The organism is Eubacterium sp. AF15-50 (genome assembly GCF_934835595.1).
GTDB lineage: Bacteria > Bacillota > Clostridia > Lachnospirales > Lachnospiraceae > Eubacterium_G > Eubacterium_G segne.
The window spans coordinates 16688-35927 of the sequence record NZ_CAKVZL010000004.1; the positions used below are offsets into that span (position 1 = coordinate 16688).

The window sequence follows — 19240 nt, forward strand, 5'->3', positions numbered from 1 at the left end:
GCAGGATTTGATCCTTTTTTTGTTTATAGTTATGGGCAAGACAATTAACCGGGAAAATTGTGATTTTGTGAGAATATCCTGGTAGAAATTGTTGCTTCACAAGTTATAATCATGGAGGATGACCAGGAAAATAGCAATTTCATAGAGAAATCCTGGCAGGAGTCGGTCATTCACCGGTTATAAGTAGTCAAACAAACCGGGAAAAAGCAATTTTATAGTTAAATCCCGGTAGAAATTCATATTTTATTTATTATGTAGTAGCCCGGTACACCTCACTAGAGTTAATTTCAACTATTGCAGAACCCTCACATCAAGCATTACTTTTGTATTTCCCTTGCATCTTCCACGCATCTTCCACTTCAAAAGTGCTTCAAAAACACGCATCTTACGCATGCATCTTCACCTTCAAAATCAGTATTGATTTTCTTTCACCTTAGAATTATAATGTATGCGTGGTGTCAAAGCCGCAACTGAAAAATATTTTAGACTTATGAAGGAGAAAGGTGAAAAATAAATAGATTTATTTTCATTCTTCTCTTTTATTTTTTTGAGGGAGAAAATAATGGAACAGAGAGATGTTAGTATGACTTGGGAACCGGATAAGCCTCATGAAGAATGTGGAGTGTTCGGTATTTATGATTTTGATGGCAATGATATTGCTTCCACTATTTACTATGGATTATTTGCACTCCAGCACAGAGGGCAGGAAAGCTGTGGTATTGCAGTATCAGACACCAAAGGCCCGAGAAAAGTAGACCTGTTAAAAGGAATGGGACTTGTAAATGAAGTTTTTGACCAGAATAATATTAGCAGTCTAAAGGGAAATATAGGCGTGGGACATTGCAGATATTCCACAGCAGGTGACAGCATTCCAGGTAATGCACAGCCATTGGTACTTAACTATGTAAAGGGTACATTGATGCTTGCCCATAACGGAAATCTTATTAATGCCAATGAACTTCGTGAAGAATTAGCATATACAGGAGCTATTTTTCAAACAACCATCGATTCAGAAGTTATTGCTTATCTTATAGCAAGAGAAAGAATCAAAACCAAAACAGCTGAGCAGGCAGTAGTAAATGCAATGAAAAAACTTAAAGGTGCCTATGCTTTAGTTGTATCCAGCCCTAGAAAATTAATTGGTGCAAGAGACCCATATGGATTTAAACCCCTTTGCATTGGAAAAAGAGATAACGCTTACATTCTTGCGTCAGAAACCTGTGCCCTTGATACTATTGGTGCAGAATTTGTAAGAGACGTTGAACCGGGAGAGGTAGTAACCATAGACGAAAAAGGAATACGTTCTGACAAGTCTATGTGTCTTAAACCGGATGAACAGGCAAGATGTGTTTTTGAATATATATATTTTTCAAGACCGGATACATATATTGATGGCGTAAATGTTTACGACTCAAGAATTATGGCAGGTAAGTTCTTGGCAATGGACAGTCCGGTGGATGCAGACATAGTAGTTGGTGTTCCGGAATCAGGAAATGCTGCAGCAATGGGATACGCAATGCAGTCAGGAATACCTTATGGAACAGCATTTGTTAAAAACAGTTATGTGGGACGTACATTTATTAAGCCACAGCAAAAAAGCAGGGAGTCAAGTGTACGTGTTAAATTAAATGTGTTAAAGGAAGTAGTAAAAGGCAAGAGAGTTATTATGATTGATGACTCAATTGTAAGAGGAACTACAAGTGACAGAATTGTGCAGATGGTAAGAGATGCAGGAGCTACAGAGGTTCATATGCGTATCAGTTCACCGCCATTTATCAGTGAATGTTACTTTGGAACAGATATTCCATCTAAGGATCAGCTTATTGCAAATCATAGAACCATAGATGAAATAAGAGATGTAATCGGTTGTGACAGCCTTGGTTATTTAAAGGTTGAACGATTAGAGGAACTGTCCGGAGGACAGGCTATATGTAAAGGTTGCTTTACGGGAGAATATCCGTTAGAACCGCCTACTGAAGATATTAGAGGCGTATATCAGAAATAACAGCGCAAAGCGCAACAAGGAGGATTTATGAACGACAGATATAACAGTCCATTATCAGAGAGATATGCAAGTAAAGAAATGCAGTACATTTTTTCACCTGACATGAAATTTAAAACATGGAGAAAATTATGGATTGCCCTTGCAGAATCAGAGATGGAGTTAGGTCTCAACATTACTCAGGAACAAATTGACGAGTTAAAGGAACATGCAGAAGACATTAATTACGATGTTGCAAAAGAAAGAGAAAAAATCGTACGTCACGATGTAATGTCACATGTGTATGCATATGGTGTGCAGTGTCCTAAAGCTAAGGGAATTATTCACCTTGGTGCAACCTCATGTTATGTTGGGGACAATACAGACATTATTGTAATGACTGAAGCCCTTAAACTTGTTAGAAAGAAACTTATAAATGTAATTAATGAATTAGCTAAGTTTGCTGATAAATATAAATCACAGCCTACACTTGCCTTTACACATTTTCAGCCGGCACAGCCTACAACAGTTGGTAAAAGAGCAACATTATGGCTTATGGAATTAAAGCTTGATTTAGATGATTTAGATTATGTATTAGATGGAATGATGCTTTTAGGAAGTAAGGGAACAACAGGAACACAGGCAAGTTTCCTTGAACTTTTTGAGGGTGACCATGAAAAGATTAAAGAATTAGAAAAGAAAATTGCAAAGAAAATGGGATTTGAGAAGTGCTTCCCTGTATCAGGACAGACATATTCAAGAAAAATGGATACAAGAGTTCTTAATATATTAGCAGGTATTGCAGCAAGTGCTCACAAGTTCTCAAATGATATCAGATTATTACAGCACTTAAAGGAAATTGAGGAACCTTTTGAAAAAAATCAGATTGGTTCATCAGCTATGGCTTATAAGAGAAATCCAATGAGAAGCGAGAGAATTGCTTCATTGGCTAACTATGTAATGGTTACAGCATTAAATCCTGCCATTACATCAGCTACACAGTGGTTTGAGAGAACATTAGATGACTCAGCTAACAAGAGACTTAGTGTTCCGGAATCATTCCTTGCAATTGATGGAATTTTAGATTTGTACTTAAACGTTGTAGATGGATTGGTTGTTTATGATAAGGTTATTGAAAAGAGACTTATGAGTGAACTTCCGTTTATGGCAACAGAAAATATTATGATGGATGCAGTTAAGGCAGGAGGAGACAGACAGGAACTTCACGAGAAAATCCGTGAACTTTCAATGGAGGCAGGAGCTAACGTTAAGCAGAAGGGGCTTGATAACAACCTCCTTGAACTTATTGCTAATGATGAAGCTTTCAACATGTCATTAGAAGACCTTCAGAAAACCATGAATCCAAGTAAGTATGTGGGACGTTCACCAGAACAGGTAGACGAATTCCTTGCCAGTGAAATAAATCCTATTTTAGAGGCAAACAAAGACATACTTGGAATGAGCGCGGAAATAAACGTGTAAATCCAAAGGTTGAAATAAAATAACTTTTCCAGCTCGCTGAGAAAAGTTATTTTATTAACAACCTTCAAACACATAAGGATGAAAAAATTTTCGCAAGAAAATTTTGAAAATCCGCATGTGTGCAGAATTGCGCAAGTTGCGAAGCAACGAAGCAATTCGTGGATTTACACGATATGTAAAAAACAGAGTGTGTGCAGAATTGCGCAAGTTGCGAAGCAACGAAGCAATTCGTGGATTTACACGATATGTAAAAGACAGAGTGTGTGCAGAATTGCGCAAGTTGCGAAGCAACGAAGCAATTCGTGGATTTACACGATATGCAGAATATAAAATGAAAGAGAGGAAACAAAATGAAACCTATTAAAGAAGGAAAAGTTAGGGAAATTTACGACAATGGTGACAGCCTTATTATGGTTGCAACTGACAGAATCAGCTGTTTTGATGTAATTCTTAAAAATGTAATTGAAAAGAAGGGAACAGTTCTTACACAGATGTCAAAATTCTGGTTTGACATGACAGAAGATATTGTACCTAATCATATGATTTCAGTTGATGTAAATGATATGCCTGAATTTTTCAGACAGCCTAAGTTTGATGGAAACAGCATGATGTGCAAGAAACTTCAGATGCTTCCAATAGAGTGTATTGTCCGCGGATATATTACAGGTAGTGGTTGGGCAAGTTATCAGGAAAATGGAACAGTTTGTGGAATTAAACTTCCTGAGGGATTAAAGGAATCAGATAAATTGCCTGAGCCGATTTACACACCATCAACAAAAGCAGAAATTGGTGATCATGATGAAAATATTTCATACGAAAAAAGTATTGAAGTATTAGAAAAGGAATTCCCTGGTAAAGGTGAGGAATATGCTTCAAAAATCAGAGATTACACAATTGCTCTCTATAAGAAATGTGCAGATTACGCATTAGAGCGTGGTATTATTATAGCAGATACAAAGTTTGAATTTGGCTTGGATGAAAATGGAAACATTGTTATTGGTGATGAAATGCTTACACCTGACAGTTCACGTTTCTGGCCGGCAGATGTATATGAACCGGGACATGGACAGCCTTCATTTGATAAGCAGTTTGCAAGAGACTGGCTTAAGGCAAACAAGGATAACAATTGGACACTTCCAAAAGAAGTTGAAGACAAAACAATTGCAATTTATCTCGAAGGATATGAGAAAATTACAGGAAAGAAGCTTTAATATTATCTTTACGTAATATAAACAGAAGAGTGCAGTTAGCGTTGACATATAGTTGTTAGCACTATCTGTACTTTTTGTATCTTTACGAACAGTTTAATTATTAAAAATAAACACTTTTAATAATTAAACAAATGTGGTAAAATTAATGACATATGTGTTAAAAGAGCGATTGATTTTATGCATTATGTATGAAATTAGAAGCTAAGCACAAAATTTAAAAGAGGAGAAACTAGTAAAATGTTTAAGAAATTTTTAGCAGTTGCTTTGTCAGCAACTATGGCATTAAGTTTTGTAGGATGTGGTTCTTCAAAGGACTCAAAGGGAATTGCCACAGATTACGGAACAATCTCATTGGCAGATTATAAGGGATTGGTAGTATATGAGGATGATATAGCCGTAACAGATAAAGAAGTGCAGTCATCTATAGATTCAGATTTATCAAGTCATTCAACTACTAAGACTGAAAAGAAGGGAACAGTTAAAGATGACTCATCTGTTGTATTCGATTTTGAGGGACAGATAGAAGTAAACGGAAAGAAAGTTGTATTTGATGGTGGTAGTGCACAGGATCAGACAGCTGATATGGCTACATCAACAGTAGGCGGAAGCACAATGATTGATGGTTTCGTTGCAGCATTAAAGGGTCATAAGGTTGGAGACAAGTTTACAAAGAAACTTAAATTCCCATCAAATTATGGCAAAACAACTCAGATTGATGGAAAAAATGTTGATTTATCAGGAAAAGATGTTTGGTTTACATTTACTGTAAAATCACTTCAGAAAAAAGTAAAGCCTGAACTTAATGATAAGTTTGTAAAAGAAAATTACAGCACAGAGAAGCTTACAACGGTTTCAGAATACAAGGATTACTTAAAGAAGAATTTAAGAAACAACAAGATTATGAACGGCGTTTGGGAATCATATGTTGATAAGTGTAAGGTAACTAAATACAATGACAAATCAATTACTGAATATGAATCATTATTTGAATCATTTATCCAGTCAAATTACAACACAGACTTAAAGTCATATAAGGAAGCATGTAGCATGTCAGACAAAGATTGGGATGATGATGTTAAGAAAGCTATGAAGGCTAAGATGATTCCATTTGCAATCCTTAAAAAAGAGGGTGTAGACTTTGACAAGATTTACGATGAAAAGACAAAAGAACTTGCAAAGCAGTATTCTACGGAGGTTGAGTCATTAGAAGCACAGTATGATTCATACTATGGTGCAAGTTACGGTACAGACAGCTTAAAGTATGTGGTAGCTATGCAGCAGATTATTGATATTATTGCTGATAATGTTAAGGTAGAAAAGGGTTCAGCACCTACTACAGAGCCGGCTTCAACACAAGCAGCTACAACAGCAGAGGCAACAACAGCTGAAGAAACAACAGCAAAATAATTAAAAAATCAGGATAGATACTTTTAATCATATGTAAATTTGTTATTTAATAAACAGTTTGGTTAATTTTTTAACAATAATGCGGTTTAGTGATGACAAACAAAAAAATGATGATATAATTGTGGCTATGATGTAGCAAGGGAGTTATAAGTTTTTTATAGCTCCCTTTTTTTCTGCATCAAAATATAAGCCAGGAGGAAGAATCATGAGAAAACACAGAAGATTTACGAGAATGTTTGGGGCGTTAGCACTTTCATTGGCATTGGCAACTACATCAATTCCGGCGTTAGATATTAATTCTAATCATGTATACGGAACTGAAAAGGTTGAAACACCAAGTGAAGTGGCAAAGTTGGAAAATATGTTTACAACCATTGATTTAATGGATGCGACCATAAGTGAACTGACACAGGCAATGGAAAAGGGACAGGTTACATCTAAGGAATTAGTGGAAATGTATATTGACCGAATTAATGCATATGATAAGCAATTAGAACTTAATTCAATAATATCCATAAATCCTGATGCGGTAGCTCAGGCAGAAGAGTTAGATAAGGAAAGAGCAAAAGGAAACATAAAGGGTAAATTACATGGAATCCCAATTATAGTAAAAGATAATTATGATGTTGGAGGATTACCTACAACCGCAGGGTGTAAGGCTTTAATGAACTCCATTGCACCGGATGATGCATTTGTAGTTAAAAAGTTAAAGGACGCAGGGGCAATTATTTTGGCAAAGGCAAATATGTCAGAATTTGCATCAAGTGGAAGAAACTCAAGAAGTACAATAGGCGGTGCGGTACATAATCCATATGATACAACAAGAACTCCGGCCGGTTCATCAGGTGGTACCGGTGTGGCAATAACTTCAAACTTTGCTGCAGCAGGTCTTGGAACAGACACCGGTTCATCAGTAAGAGCACCGTCTACCATGAATAACCTTTTTGGTTTAAGAGTGTCTTTAGGACTTACATCAAGAGATGGAATAGTTCCATTAAGTCTTGATAATGATATTGCAGGACCGCTATGCAGAAGTGCACAGGATTTGGCACTTATGTTAAGCGTAATGGCAGGAACCGATAGCAATGATTCATGGACTAAAGATTCAGACAGCATGATACCGGCAGATGGTTATACATCATATCTAAAGGCAGATGGACTTAAAGGAAAGAAAATAGGATACCTTCAGAATTCATTTGGATATTATTATAACAACAAAGGTGAGGCAGTGGAAAATCCAAAAGAAACAGCAACATGCATGAAAAAGATAGTAGAAAGAGCTAAAAGTAATTTGAAGAAGGGCGGAGCAGAATTAGTCGATATGTCAGAAATTCTTCCTGATTCATTAATAACGTCTCTTCGTTCTAATACAGGAGTAGGAAACGTATTTGAATGGGATTTAAATAATTACTTTGCTTCATTAGGAGAAAATGCACCAATTAAATCAGTGTATGATTTAGTAACAAATTACACTTATGGTGTGGATTATACTAATGTATATGTAAGAAATCCTGCAACTTCACTAGCAGAAATGACTAATCCAAGGTCATTAGAAAGTTACACAAATGCAGTTACAAACAGGCTTAAGTTTAGAAATGAAGTAAATAAAATACTTAAAGACAATGGCATTGATGCAGTTATGTTTGTGCCTTATACACAGCCTGCTAATAAAGAGGCTGATTCACAGAATGCAAGTTATGCAAACTCTGCAAATTATACAAGTCATTTCGGACCAACAGCAGGATTACCGGAAATGGCTATTCCAATGGGATTATGTGATACAGATGAAACTTTGGGATATGACAAAGAGATGCCCATGGGCTTTAATCTCTTTACAAGCTATGGCAACGAAAAAGAGTTAATAGAGATAGCTTACGGTTATCAGGAAACATCAGGATATGATAACATAAGAACAGCACCTTATACTACACCGGCATTAGAGGATAAAGACCTGGATAAATATTTAGATAACCTTATGGAAAAGGTTGATACAATAAATTATGATAATTACACTGTTTATCCACAGGGTAAAATTCAGGTAATGATTAATAAGTATGCTAAGGCAGCAGATGTAGATGAAAGTGATGTGTATGCAACTTACAGCGCGGCATATGATTTGGCAAAAGCATATGATAAGGTAATGGATGTTTTAGATGAAAATGTTAAAACAGTGAAGGTGGTTAAGGCACCAGGTAAGGGAAAAATCACAAAGATTACAAGAGCTAAAAACAACAAGAGTGTTAAACTCAGTCTTAAAAAGCTTTCAGGAGCAAAAGGATATGAGGTAAAATACTCTACAGGAACAAAGTTTAGCAAAAAAACTACTAAGACCATTTACACTGCTAAAACAACTTTTAACATTAAGAATCTGAAAAAGAATAAGAAGTATTATGTTAAGGTGAGAGCATATGTTAAAAACGGCACTTCTAAAAAATACGGGGCATGGTCAGCTGTTAAAACAATAAAAATAAAGAAATAGAAAACTTAAAAATTAGAATTTAAAAATACAAAAGGAACCCATGTCAGCTTATGACTGATATGGGTTCTACTTTATTCTTCCGTTATAGGTGGTATAAAGTTTTCAATTGCATTACGAAGTTTGGGGTGGCGGATAACAAAATGAATTAATCTACAGTTTTAATGGTAATGCAAATTATGCCGGTGCAACATTTGATGACGGAAATGGTGGGAAGGCTAATACAGGTAGCATTAAAATAAAAATTAATGAAGAAAAATCACAATTTACCAAAGTGGTAAGACCTGGTATAGCGAAAGTAAAAAAAGCCATAAAGAAGAAATCTTCATCAAAAATCAAAATAAGTCTTAAGAAAGTGAAAAAAGCCAAGGGATATTATGTACAGATTTCTAAATCTAAGAAGTTTAAAAAAGTTCTTGTAAAGAAATATGTAAAGAAAGTATCCTTTACAATTAAGGGCAAAAAACTTAAGAACAAAAAGAAACTTTACGTTAGGGCAAAGTCTTATGTACTTAAAGGAAAGATAAAGATTTATTCAAAGAAGTGGTCAAAAGTGAAGAAGGTTAAAATCAGGAGATAAATTTCATAATAGAAAGTATTGTATAATATTTTTAAAATATGATAATATATATAACAGATTTGAAGGAGGAAAGTCATATACTAAATCAATTAAGGTGGACAAGATGAACATAAACATTCAGCAGTTAGAGGGATTAGAGATAAGCAAGTACATTATATTTGACATAAGAGATAACATTGCCTATATGCATGGATACATACCGGGAGCACTTAATGTAAAGCCGGAAGATGTGGAAGAAGAGGCGAAAAAGTACAGGGATAAAAAAATTATTATCTGCTGTAAAATGGGACAAATCAGCGAAGAAGTGGCAGAAAATCTTTGTCAGAAGGGCTACAATGCATACAATTTAGAAGGCGGATATCAGGCGTGGCTTCTTGAAAGGCTGAATAAAGACACCGTGGCAGGAGACATAGAAAAAAGTATTCAGAAGAAGTTTAGAAAAAAAATTTGGAGCAAATTTACAAAGGCAATAAATCAATATCAGCTGGTACTGCCGGGAGATAAGATTGCAGTGTGTATTTCCGGAGGAAAAGATTCAATGCTTATGGCAAAGCTTTTTCAGGAATTAAAAAGACACAGTAAATTTGATTTTGACGTGGAATACCTGGTTATGGATCCGGGATATAGTCCTGCCAACAGGAAGATAATTGAAGGTAATGCAAAAAAATTAAATATTCCTGTTACAATATTTGAATCAGATATATTTGAGTCAGTGTTTAACATAGAAAAATCACCTTGCTATATATGTGCAAGAATGCGTAGAGGTCATCTTTACAATAAGGCAAAGGAATTAGGCTGTAACAAAATTGCATTGGGACACCATTACGATGATGTAATTGAAACAATACTTATGGGTATGCTTTACGGTTCACAGGTGCAGACTATGATGCCGAAACTTCATAGTACCAATTTTGAAGGAATGGAGCTTATAAGACCTTTGTATTTAGTGAGGGAGGATGACATAAAAGCATGGCGTGATTACAATGACCTTCATTTTATTCAGTGTGCATGCAAGTTTACAGATACCTGCACCACATGTAATAACGGAGAAAATACATCAAAACGTTTAGAAATAAAGCAGCTTATTAAGACCATGAAAGAAACCAATCCATATGTGGAGGGGAATATTTTTAAGAGCGTTGAAAATGTAAATCTTGATACGGTAATCGCATACAAAAGCAAAGGAGTTAAGCACAACTTCTTAGACAACTATTAAAATATGGGAAGTAATTAGTGAAAATAATTGACCAATTACTTCCCTTTTTTTGTTGCATAAAATACCTTATTGTGATAAATTTATCTCCGGATAGTATTCAGAAAAGAAACTATACCGATATAATTATTTTTTCACTATAAACTAGTGAGCGCAGCTCATATCTTTTAGAATGAGACTCATTGTCCCGAAATTAATTATGTTAAGGAGGGATGCCCATGAAATTTGGATTTATAGGAGCAGGGAAAGTCGGATTTTCCCTGGGAAAATACTTAGCTGACAATGAAATGGAAGTAGTCGGCTATTATAGTGAGTTTAAGGAAGACGCCTTAGAAGCGTCAAAATTTACAAAGTCATCAGTTTATAAAAATATTGAGGATTTAGTAAGAGATAGTGATGTCTTGTTTTTGACGGTTCCTGACGGAGCAATTGAGAAGGTCTGGAATCAGGTAAAGAAAACAGGTATTAGTGGAAAAGTTGTGTGCCATTGTAGTGGCGCTTTATCATCAAAAGTCTTTTCGGATATATCGGAACTGGGAGGTTTCGGTTATTCTATCCATCCGCTCTTTGCAGTAAGTGACAGATACAATTCATACAAGGAGCTTTCCAACAGTTATTTTACAATAGAAGGTTCACCGGAAAAAATAGGTGAAATAAGACAGATATTTGAAAAAATGGGAAATAAGATATGCATTATTTCTGCAAAGGATAAGGTTAAGTATCATGCGGCAGCAGCAATAGCAAGCAACCTTGTGGTAGGTCTTATTGATTTAAGTGAAAAACTGCTGATGGAATGCGGATTTGAAAGAGACGAGGCAGGAGATGCCTTAGCACCTATAGTGTGGGGCAATATAAAACACATATTAAATAATAGTGTGGTAGAAGCACTTACAGGCCCTATAGAGCGTGGAGATGCGGATACCATTAAAAAGCATTTAGCGACAATTAGTGGAAATGACAGGGAAACATATATTGCAGTGTCCCGTCAGGTGTTAGAGGTTGCCAAAAGAAAAAATAAGGATAGAGATTATAGTAAAATAGAGGAGATTTTGAAATGAAGAATACAGTAAATACACTTTTACAGCAGAAAAAAGATGGAAACAAAATAACAATGCTTACATGTTATGATTATTCAACAGCCAAGTTAATGGAAGAAGTAGGGGTAAACACTATTTTAGTGGGAGACTCATTGGGAAATACAATGCTTGGCTATGAAGATACCATACAGGTTACAATGGAGGATATGATTCACCACAGCGCAGCAGTATCAAGAGGTCTTAAGAATACTTTATTAGTTTGTGATATGCCATTTATGTCCTATCAGACATCAGTTTATGATGCAGTGGTAAATGCAGGCAGACTTATGAAGGAAGGACACGCTAACATGGTTAAATTAGAAGGTGGCGTGGAGGTTGTACCACAGATAGAAGCAATAGTTAAGGCTTCAATTCCTGTTTGCGCCCACATTGGACTTACACCTCAGTCAATTAATGCATTTGGCGGTTTTAAGGTACAGGGAAAAACGGAAGCTGCTGCAAGAAAATTAATTGAAGATGCAAAGGCGGTACAGGCAGCAGGAGCTACCATGGTTGTTCTTGAAGCAGTTCCAGCCAAGTTGGCAACAAAAATTACGGAAATGCTTGATATTCCAACTATTGGAATTGGTGCCGGAAACGGATGTGACGGACAGGTATTGGTATATCAGGATATGTTGGGAATGTTTACAGACTATGTTCCAAAATTTGTAAGACAGTTTGCCAATGTAGGTGAAGTAATGAAACAGGCATTTACAGATTACATCAATGCAGTTGGTGATGGAAGCTTTCCGAAGGAAGAAAACACATACAAAATTGATGATGAGATAATTGATAAATTATATTAAGGAGATAAAAAAATGAAGGTTGTAACAACAGTTAAAGAAGTAAGAGATTATGCAAAACAGTGGAAGAAAAATGGAGAAACAGTAGGATTTGTGCCTACTATGGGATATTTACACGAGGGACACGGAAGCCTTATTACAGCTGCAAGAAACAACAATGACAGAGTTGTAGTAAGTATTTTTGTAAACCCTATGCAGTTTGGTCCCACTGAGGACTTAGAAAGTTATCCGAGAGATTTGGAAAAAGACAGTAAATATTGTGAAAGCCTTGGGGCAGATTTAATATTCCATCCGGAACCATCAGAAATGTATCACGATGACTTTAGCACATATGTAGATATGTCAGTGCTTACAGAAGAATTATGTGGACTTAGCAGACCGGTACATTTCAGAGGTGTATGTACTGTTGTAAATAAATTATTTAATATTGTACAGCCTGATCGTGCTTATTTTGGAGAAAAGGATGCTCAGCAGTTAGCCATAATTAAACATATGGTGCAGGATTTAAATATGGACATTGAAGTTATCGGATGCCCTATTGTAAGGGAAGAAGACGGTCTTGCAAAAAGCTCAAGAAACACATATCTTTCACCGGAAGAGAGAAAGGCAGCATTAATATTAAGCCAGACAGTGGAATTATGTAAGAAGCTTATTGCTGATGGAGAGACAGACGCAGATGTTGTTGTGTCAAAAATGAAGGAAAACATTGAAAAGGAACCTTTGGCAAAAATTGATTACGTTAAGGCGGTAAATGGTTTAACAATGCAGCAGCAGAAGGAAATAAAGGCACCAATGCTTATTGCCATGGCAGTATATATTGGAAAAACAAGATTAATTGACAATTATATTTTAGGGTAAATGAAGGAGAATATATGCAGATAAATATGTTAAAAAGTAAGATTCATAGAGCAACAGTAGTTCAGTCAGAGCTTGATTATGTAGGTAGCATAACCGTAGATGAGGCGTTGATGGAAGCTGCAGGAATATATGAATACGAAAAGGTACAGATAGCCGATGTAAACAATGGCAACAGATTTGAAACTTATGTTATTGCCGGTGAGAGAAATTCAGGAATGATTTGTCTTAACGGGGCAGCAGCTCACATGGTGAATATTGGAGATAAAATCATTATTATGTGTTATGCACAAATGACACCTGAGGAAGCAAAGAAAAATAAGCCTAAGGTTGTTTTTGTGGATGATGATAATAAGATGACAAGGCTTACAAATTATGAAAAGCACGGTAAGTTGTTTGACATAATGAAGGAAGCATAGTTAATGGAGTTTTGTATGGATAAAATATTGCAGAATAAAACAGTTGTATTGGGAGTTACAGGCAGTATTGCAGCTTATAAAATAGCTAATTTAGCCAGTATGCTGGTAAAAAAAGGGGCAAAGGTTCACGTTATCATGACGAAAAATGCCACAAATTTTATTAATCCCATAACTTTTGAAACCCTTACGGGAAATAAGTGTCTTGTGGATACCTTTGACAGAAATTTTGAATTTAGCGTGGAACATGTTTCATTGGCAAAGGCGGCAGATGTATTTATGGTGGCTCCTGCCAGTGCCAATGTTATAGGCAAAATAGCAAATGGAATAGCAGATGATATGCTTACAACTACTATTATGGCAGCTAAATGCCATAAAATCATATCGCCTGCAATGAATACCAACATGTTTGAAAATCCTATTGTTCAGGACAACATATCAAAGTTAAAAAATTATGGTTACGAAGTAATAGAGCCTGATAGCGGATATCTTGCATGTGGAGATGTGGGAGCAGGGAAAATGCCTGACCCGGAGGTTTTAGAAAGCTATATTATTAAGGAAATTGCTTTTGAAAAGGACTTAAAGGGAAAGAAGGTTTTAATTACTGCGGGTCCTACCATGGAAAAAATTGACCCTGTGAGATTTATAAGTAATCATTCCACAGGAAAGATGGGATATGCCCTGGCAAAAATTGCCATGCTTCGTGGTGCAGATGTTACCTTGGTTACAGGAAAAACATACATTAAAAAGCCTGATTTTGTAAAAATAGTTGAAGCCTACAGTGCAAAGGAAATGTTTAATGCAGTTAATGGTGAATTTGAAAATCAGGATATTGTAATTATGAGTGCAGCCGTAGCTGATTATCGGCCAAAAACAGTGGCTTTAGAAAAAATCAAAAAGCAGGATAAGGATGCTGTCATTGAGTTGCAGCGCACAGATGATATTTTAGGAACAATGTCTGCTAAAAAGACAAAACAGTTTATGTGTGGATTTTCAATGGAAACAGAAAATATGATTGAAAATTCCAAGGCAAAACTTAAAAAGAAGAATCTGGATATGATTTGTGCCAACAACTTAAAGGTATCAGGTGCCGGTTTTGGAACAGACACTAATGTAGTAACAATCATAACAGAGGATGGCGCAAAGGAACTTCCTATTGAGTCTAAGGAAAAGGTGGCATATGATATTATAAGTGAGATTGTTGGAAGGTTGTAATGGTAAGCGGATTTTTGAGGAAGATAGATTTCTGAAAAAATTATATTAGGATTTGTGGAAAGGATTTTACATGAAGAATATTGTATATAAAATGTTATCAGCCATTGTGACACTGGCGGTTCTTATAGGTTGCATAACCATTGGCACGGGAACTGTTTTTGCGGCAACTGCTCCATGGACTAAAAATGAAAATGGACAGTTTGTAAATGGAAATGGTGACATAATAAAAGGTGCAACTATGAAAGGTATTGACGTAAGTCATTACAACGGCAACATAGATTGGAAAACAGTAGCTGAAAGTGATATAGATTATGCCATTATACGATGCGGATACGGCAATGATCAGGCCAATCAGGACGATACATATTGGCAGCAAAATGTGAAAGGTTGCGAAGATAATAACATTCCATATGGTGTGTATATTTATTCCTATGCTACTACTAAAGAAATGGCATTAAGTGAGGCAAAACACGTTTTAAGACTTGTTGACGGTCATAAATTAAGCTTTCCTATATATTATGATGTGGAGGCTGATGTTCAGAAGAAGCTTACTAAGTCACAGATTACAGAATTAATAGACACTTTTTCTAAGGAAATAATGAAGCAGGGTTATGAATGTGGAGTATATTCTAATTTAGACTGGTGGACTAATAGAATAGAGAGCAAAGTGGCTACAAATCCTAATTATTTTAAGTGGGTTGCACAATATAACAATGTGGGAACAAACTTTGGTTATAATTATGAAATGTGGCAATATACGGAGTCAGGAACAGTGGCTGGTGTAAATGGAAAGTGTGATATTAATTTCTGGTTGGCACCGGTAAGAGATAGTACATACAATGCAAGAAATTATAAGCCTATAATTGAACCGACAACTGAAAAGCCAACAACTAAGCCGGCAGTTAAGGTTACTGCACCAAAAACTTCCACCATCAGCAAGCTTGCCAAAGGAAAGAAAAGTGCTAAGATAAGCATCAAAAAAGTTAAAGGAATAAAAGGATATCAGATACAATATTCCACTGTTAAATCCTTTAAGAAAAAAAATACCAAAACAAAAACAACCACAAAAAATGTTCTTACCATAAAGAAATTAAAGTCCAAAAAAGTATATTATTTTAGAGTTAAAGCCTACAAAATGGACGGAAAGAAAAAGGTATATTCAAAGAAGTGGAGTAAGGTTAAGAAGGTAAGAGTAAAATAGTGAAGCAGAAATAGGGGAAAAGTAGGAGTAAGGAAACAAAGGAAAAATAGAATGGAAAAATAGAAATCTCCGTTTTCAGGTTTTAAAACTTAGAAGCCGGAGATTTTTTGCGTAAAATCAATACCTTAATTTATTTTCATTTGAATAAACCGGGAAAATGATGAATTCGTAGAAAAATCCTGGCAAGAATCGTCTCCGTACCGGCTGAAAGAAGTGAAATGAACCGGGAAAATAATGAACTCATGAGAAAATCCTGGTAAGAATCGTCTCCGTACCGGTTGAAAGAAGTGAAATGAACCGGGAAAATAATGAACTCATGAGAAAATCCTGGCAAGAATCATCTCCGTATCAGTTGAAAGAAGTGAAATGAACCGGGAAAATAATGAATTCATAGAGAAGTCCCGGTATGAAGCGTCTCTTGCTGATTTACAAAAACAAAATTACAGAAATGAACAAAATATTTGCAACAAAGACATATAAAGTATGAATAATTATATTGAAATAAAGAAAGAAATAATATATAATAAATTATAATATTTAAACCATAAGTTACATACAAAGGAGAGCGATGATAAATTTAAGAGAGATTTTAATGGATGAGCTGAATAGATTGGATATATTGAAAAACAAAAGTGTAGAATTCTTAAAAAAAGCACCGGAAGGAAGCTTGTATATTACTAATAATAAGAAACAGTGTCAGTATTATTGGAGAAAAAGTAAAGAAGACAGGCATGGTGTCTATATTAAAAAGAAAAATAAAAAACTGATTTGGGATTTGGCTCAAAAAGAATATACATTAAAATTACTAACTAAAGTAGAAGAAAATAAAAAATACATTGAAAAAATTTTGAATAAGTATAATTTTGACGAAGGAGTACAGGTGTACAAAAAATTAAATCCCCTGAAACAAACCATAGTGCATCCGTATGTTTTGCCGGAAGAAGATTATGTTGAATATTGGTATGAATACCAGAAGAATGAAAAGGAAAAATTAAGCAATAAAATTGCAAAGAGATATATGATAGAAGATGAATTAGAAATTATCACAGAAAATGGCGAAAAGGTTAAATCTAAATCAGAAAAAATTCTGGCTGATAAATTTAAGTCAATGGGAATACCTTATGCATATGAGCAACCGGTTTTGCTTAATGGATACGGATATGTATTGCCGGACTTTAAAATTCTAAACAAAAAGACTAGAAAAGAGTATTACTGGGAGCATTTCGGGATGATGGATGATAGGGAGTATGCAGAAAAAACAATAAAAAAAATCGAAAATTATGAAAAAAATGGAATATTTCCGGGAAAGAATTTGATTATGACATTTGAGACAAAACAACATCCATTAAGTATGAGAATAGTTTCAGAAAATATAGAAGAGTTTCTTGTGTAAAATCAAATAAATAAAGAGCCGGGCTCTAAGGATTATAAATCGTTAAAGCCACAGCCCTAAGTTACAGAATTGATTCCTAATAGGGATTTCCATTAAAATCTTTATGAAATTCATTTGATAAAGAAGTGGCGCGTTCTACTGCGTTATTGAAATCATCAATTAAAAATACAGCATTTCTAACGGAAGTTCTCAGAACTTTATATAAAAATTTTGTTTGCTGCCTGCATTTTTTATTAACACCCGGTTTAACAACGTGACCGTTTAGTTTTTTATAATTCATAGTCATATGGAAGCAGGTGTCTATGAAATGCCTTTTGAAAAATCCGGGAGCTACAAAAAATTTCTTTAAAAATTTCATCCATTTAAGACTTTTTAAAATAATTTTAGGAGATAAATTTTCATAAAACGGAACCATGCTTAATGCAGTTTCTCTGTTTGCAGGAATAAGGTAATCAATAGGATAATATTTCGGTACATAATTATCCTTTGATATCATAAGATGCTCTAAGTCACCCTCTATTTCAACATGACCGCAGCCTGTTATTTCCATAAATTTATTTACATAAGGATGGCAATTGCAGTCAAGGGTAAAATGGCATATAAATCCCAAAATATAACTATATTCAGGGCTGTTTTTGCCATATTTTTTTATAACGGAAACAGCATGTTCCATAAAATCATAAACATCCTGCCTATGATGTTTAACACCAGTCTGGTTTATTTTATTAATATAAAATGCTCTGTAAAAAAACAGAAAATCCGGTCCTTGAAGTCCTATGCGGAAGGAGTCAGGAAATTTTCGTATAATATCTTTTGTGTCGCCAGATAATTTGGCAATGACTAATTTGCCAAATTTATTATGTGCATAAGTTGATGGCATAAAATCACCCCCATAAAATAACTTTACCTTAGTTTAACACATAAGGAAAGAAGATAAAACATTAAAATTTGCAGGTTGTATTTGGATAAAAACATTAAGTATGTCAGTTGCATTTTAGCAGACAATATTGTACAGTAAATAAATAGCTTTGACAGGGTAGAACATTTAGCGGAGCCTGATTAATGAAAAATTAAATGAAAATTATCAGGTTAATGAATGTATTTAACCGAATTATTTGTATGTGAAAATTCATTTTATTATATGTTACGATTGGAGAAAAAATGTCAGGAAAATTAATGTCAGATAAATTTAGAGCATTATCATTTACGGCAAAAATTCAATATATTTGGGAATTTTATAAATTAAGAATTACTATTGTGGTTCTGTCCATTGCCCTTGGGACGGCAATAATACATGGAGTGGCAACAAATAATAGAAAACCATTGTACTGTGCAGTGTTTAATGACTTAAATAACGAAAAAATAGAGGATCGTGTTAAGGAAAAGTATTCCGAGTACACAGGCTGCAAAAAAAATGATATTAAAGTGGACACGGGATATGGTTTTAAAATGTCAGATGAATACGGTTACAACCGCATTGATGCAGGCTCATCCATTAGATTTATGAGTGTTCAGTCAGCAAAAGAAATGGATGTAATTATTACTGACAGAAGCTCACTTTTATGGGTAAAAAGTGAAGGTTTTCTTGTTGGGGTAAAGGATGTGTTGCCGGAGAATTTATACAAGAAATTGGAACCATATTTTGTGTATGCCAGGTTTGAAAAAGAAACAGACAAGGATAAAAATGACGGTGTAGTATATGGACTTGATATATCTGATACTGAATTTTACAAGGGTTACAGTGATAATTACAAGGATGCAGTTATAGCTTTTCCGGAATTCTCTAAAAATAAAGAGGCGGCAGTAAAATTTGTAAAATGCGTATACGGCATAAAAGAGTAGGACACTGTGAATTAGGAAAAAACATAAAAACTACAGGTACCGGTTTTCAAATATATTGAAGACCGGTATTTTTGTATCCGGACGGGGAA

The 19240-nt window shown here is 35.0% G+C and carries 16 protein-coding genes; 15 read left to right on the forward strand and 1 reads right to left on the reverse strand.

From position 1 onward, the window contains the following. The first annotated feature begins 562 nt into the window (after positions 1-562). The 14 genes from purF (at position 563) to Q5O73_RS01105 (ending at position 17309) form a co-directional block, all read left to right on the forward strand. Entirely contained in the window at positions 563-2005 is a 1443-nt protein-coding gene (purF, locus tag Q5O73_RS01040; RefSeq protein WP_021952124.1) for an amidophosphoribosyltransferase, read from the forward strand. 27 nt (positions 2006-2032) lie between these two features. Further along, the gene (purB, locus tag Q5O73_RS01045) at positions 2033-3463 is read left to right on the forward strand and encodes an adenylosuccinate lyase (RefSeq protein ID WP_186840507.1); all 1431 of its coding nucleotides are present in this window, start codon (positions 2033-2035) and stop codon (positions 3461-3463) included. A gap of 350 nt (positions 3464-3813) precedes the next feature. Continuing rightward, complete coding sequence (locus tag Q5O73_RS01050) at positions 3814-4674, forward strand: phosphoribosylaminoimidazolesuccinocarboxamide synthase (RefSeq protein ID WP_021952122.1); 861 nt, start codon at positions 3814-3816, stop codon at positions 4672-4674. 237 nt (positions 4675-4911) lie between these two features. Further along, positions 4912-6081, forward strand: coding sequence for an FKBP-type peptidyl-prolyl cis-trans isomerase (locus tag Q5O73_RS01055; RefSeq protein WP_186840505.1), 1170 nt, complete (start codon positions 4912-4914; stop codon positions 6079-6081). 205 nt (positions 6082-6286) lie between these two features. Beyond that, positions 6287-8560 (forward strand): amidase, encoded by a 2274-nt coding sequence (locus Q5O73_RS01060; RefSeq protein ID WP_186840504.1) that lies wholly within the window; start codon positions 6287-6289, stop codon positions 8558-8560. Positions 8561-8831: 271 nt separating this feature from the next. Next, complete coding sequence (locus tag Q5O73_RS01065) at positions 8832-9137, forward strand: hypothetical protein (RefSeq protein WP_186840503.1); 306 nt, start codon at positions 8832-8834, stop codon at positions 9135-9137. 103 nt (positions 9138-9240) lie between these two features. Next, positions 9241-10353, forward strand: a complete 1113-nt coding sequence (locus Q5O73_RS01070) for an ATP-binding protein (protein WP_021952118.1) — start codon at positions 9241-9243, stop codon at positions 10351-10353. A 215-nt stretch (positions 10354-10568) separates the two neighbouring features. Beyond that, positions 10569-11408, forward strand: a complete 840-nt coding sequence (locus Q5O73_RS01075; RefSeq protein ID WP_302668844.1) for a Rossmann-like and DUF2520 domain-containing protein — start codon at positions 10569-10571, stop codon at positions 11406-11408. Then, the gene (panB, locus tag Q5O73_RS01080; protein ID WP_021952116.1) at positions 11405-12232 is read left to right on the forward strand and encodes a 3-methyl-2-oxobutanoate hydroxymethyltransferase; all 828 of its coding nucleotides are present in this window, start codon (positions 11405-11407) and stop codon (positions 12230-12232) included. The genes Q5O73_RS01075 and panB overlap by 4 nt, the downstream gene beginning before the upstream one ends. 12 nt (positions 12233-12244) lie before the next feature. Further along, on the forward strand, positions 12245-13087 hold the full coding sequence (panC, locus tag Q5O73_RS01085; RefSeq protein ID WP_302668845.1) for a pantoate--beta-alanine ligase: 843 nt from the start codon (positions 12245-12247) through the stop codon (positions 13085-13087). Positions 13088-13101: 14 nt separating this feature from the next. After that, the gene (panD, locus tag Q5O73_RS01090) at positions 13102-13503 is read left to right on the forward strand and encodes an aspartate 1-decarboxylase (RefSeq protein WP_021952114.1); all 402 of its coding nucleotides are present in this window, start codon (positions 13102-13104) and stop codon (positions 13501-13503) included. Between the two features lie 24 nt (positions 13504-13527). Beyond that, positions 13528-14715 (forward strand): bifunctional phosphopantothenoylcysteine decarboxylase/phosphopantothenate--cysteine ligase CoaBC, encoded by a 1188-nt coding sequence (gene coaBC / locus Q5O73_RS01095; RefSeq protein ID WP_302668853.1) that lies wholly within the window; start codon positions 13528-13530, stop codon positions 14713-14715. 70 nt (positions 14716-14785) lie between these two features. Next, on the forward strand, positions 14786-15916 hold the full coding sequence (locus Q5O73_RS01100; protein ID WP_118589861.1) for a glycoside hydrolase family 25 protein: 1131 nt from the start codon (positions 14786-14788) through the stop codon (positions 15914-15916). A gap of 568 nt (positions 15917-16484) precedes the next feature. Further along, positions 16485-17309, forward strand: a complete 825-nt coding sequence (locus tag Q5O73_RS01105) for a hypothetical protein (RefSeq protein WP_302668846.1) — start codon at positions 16485-16487, stop codon at positions 17307-17309. Positions 17310-17385: 76 nt separating this feature from the next. Here Q5O73_RS01105 and Q5O73_RS01110 read toward each other — a convergent pair whose 3' ends face one another. Next, positions 17386-18189, reverse strand: coding sequence for a zinc dependent phospholipase C family protein (locus Q5O73_RS01110; RefSeq protein ID WP_302668847.1), 804 nt, complete (start codon positions 18187-18189; stop codon positions 17386-17388). 281 nt (positions 18190-18470) lie between these two features. Between Q5O73_RS01110 and Q5O73_RS01115 the strand changes: the two genes are divergently transcribed. After that, positions 18471-19151 (forward strand): hypothetical protein, encoded by a 681-nt coding sequence (locus Q5O73_RS01115; protein WP_302624208.1) that lies wholly within the window; start codon positions 18471-18473, stop codon positions 19149-19151. Positions 19152-19240: the final 89 nt, after the last annotated feature.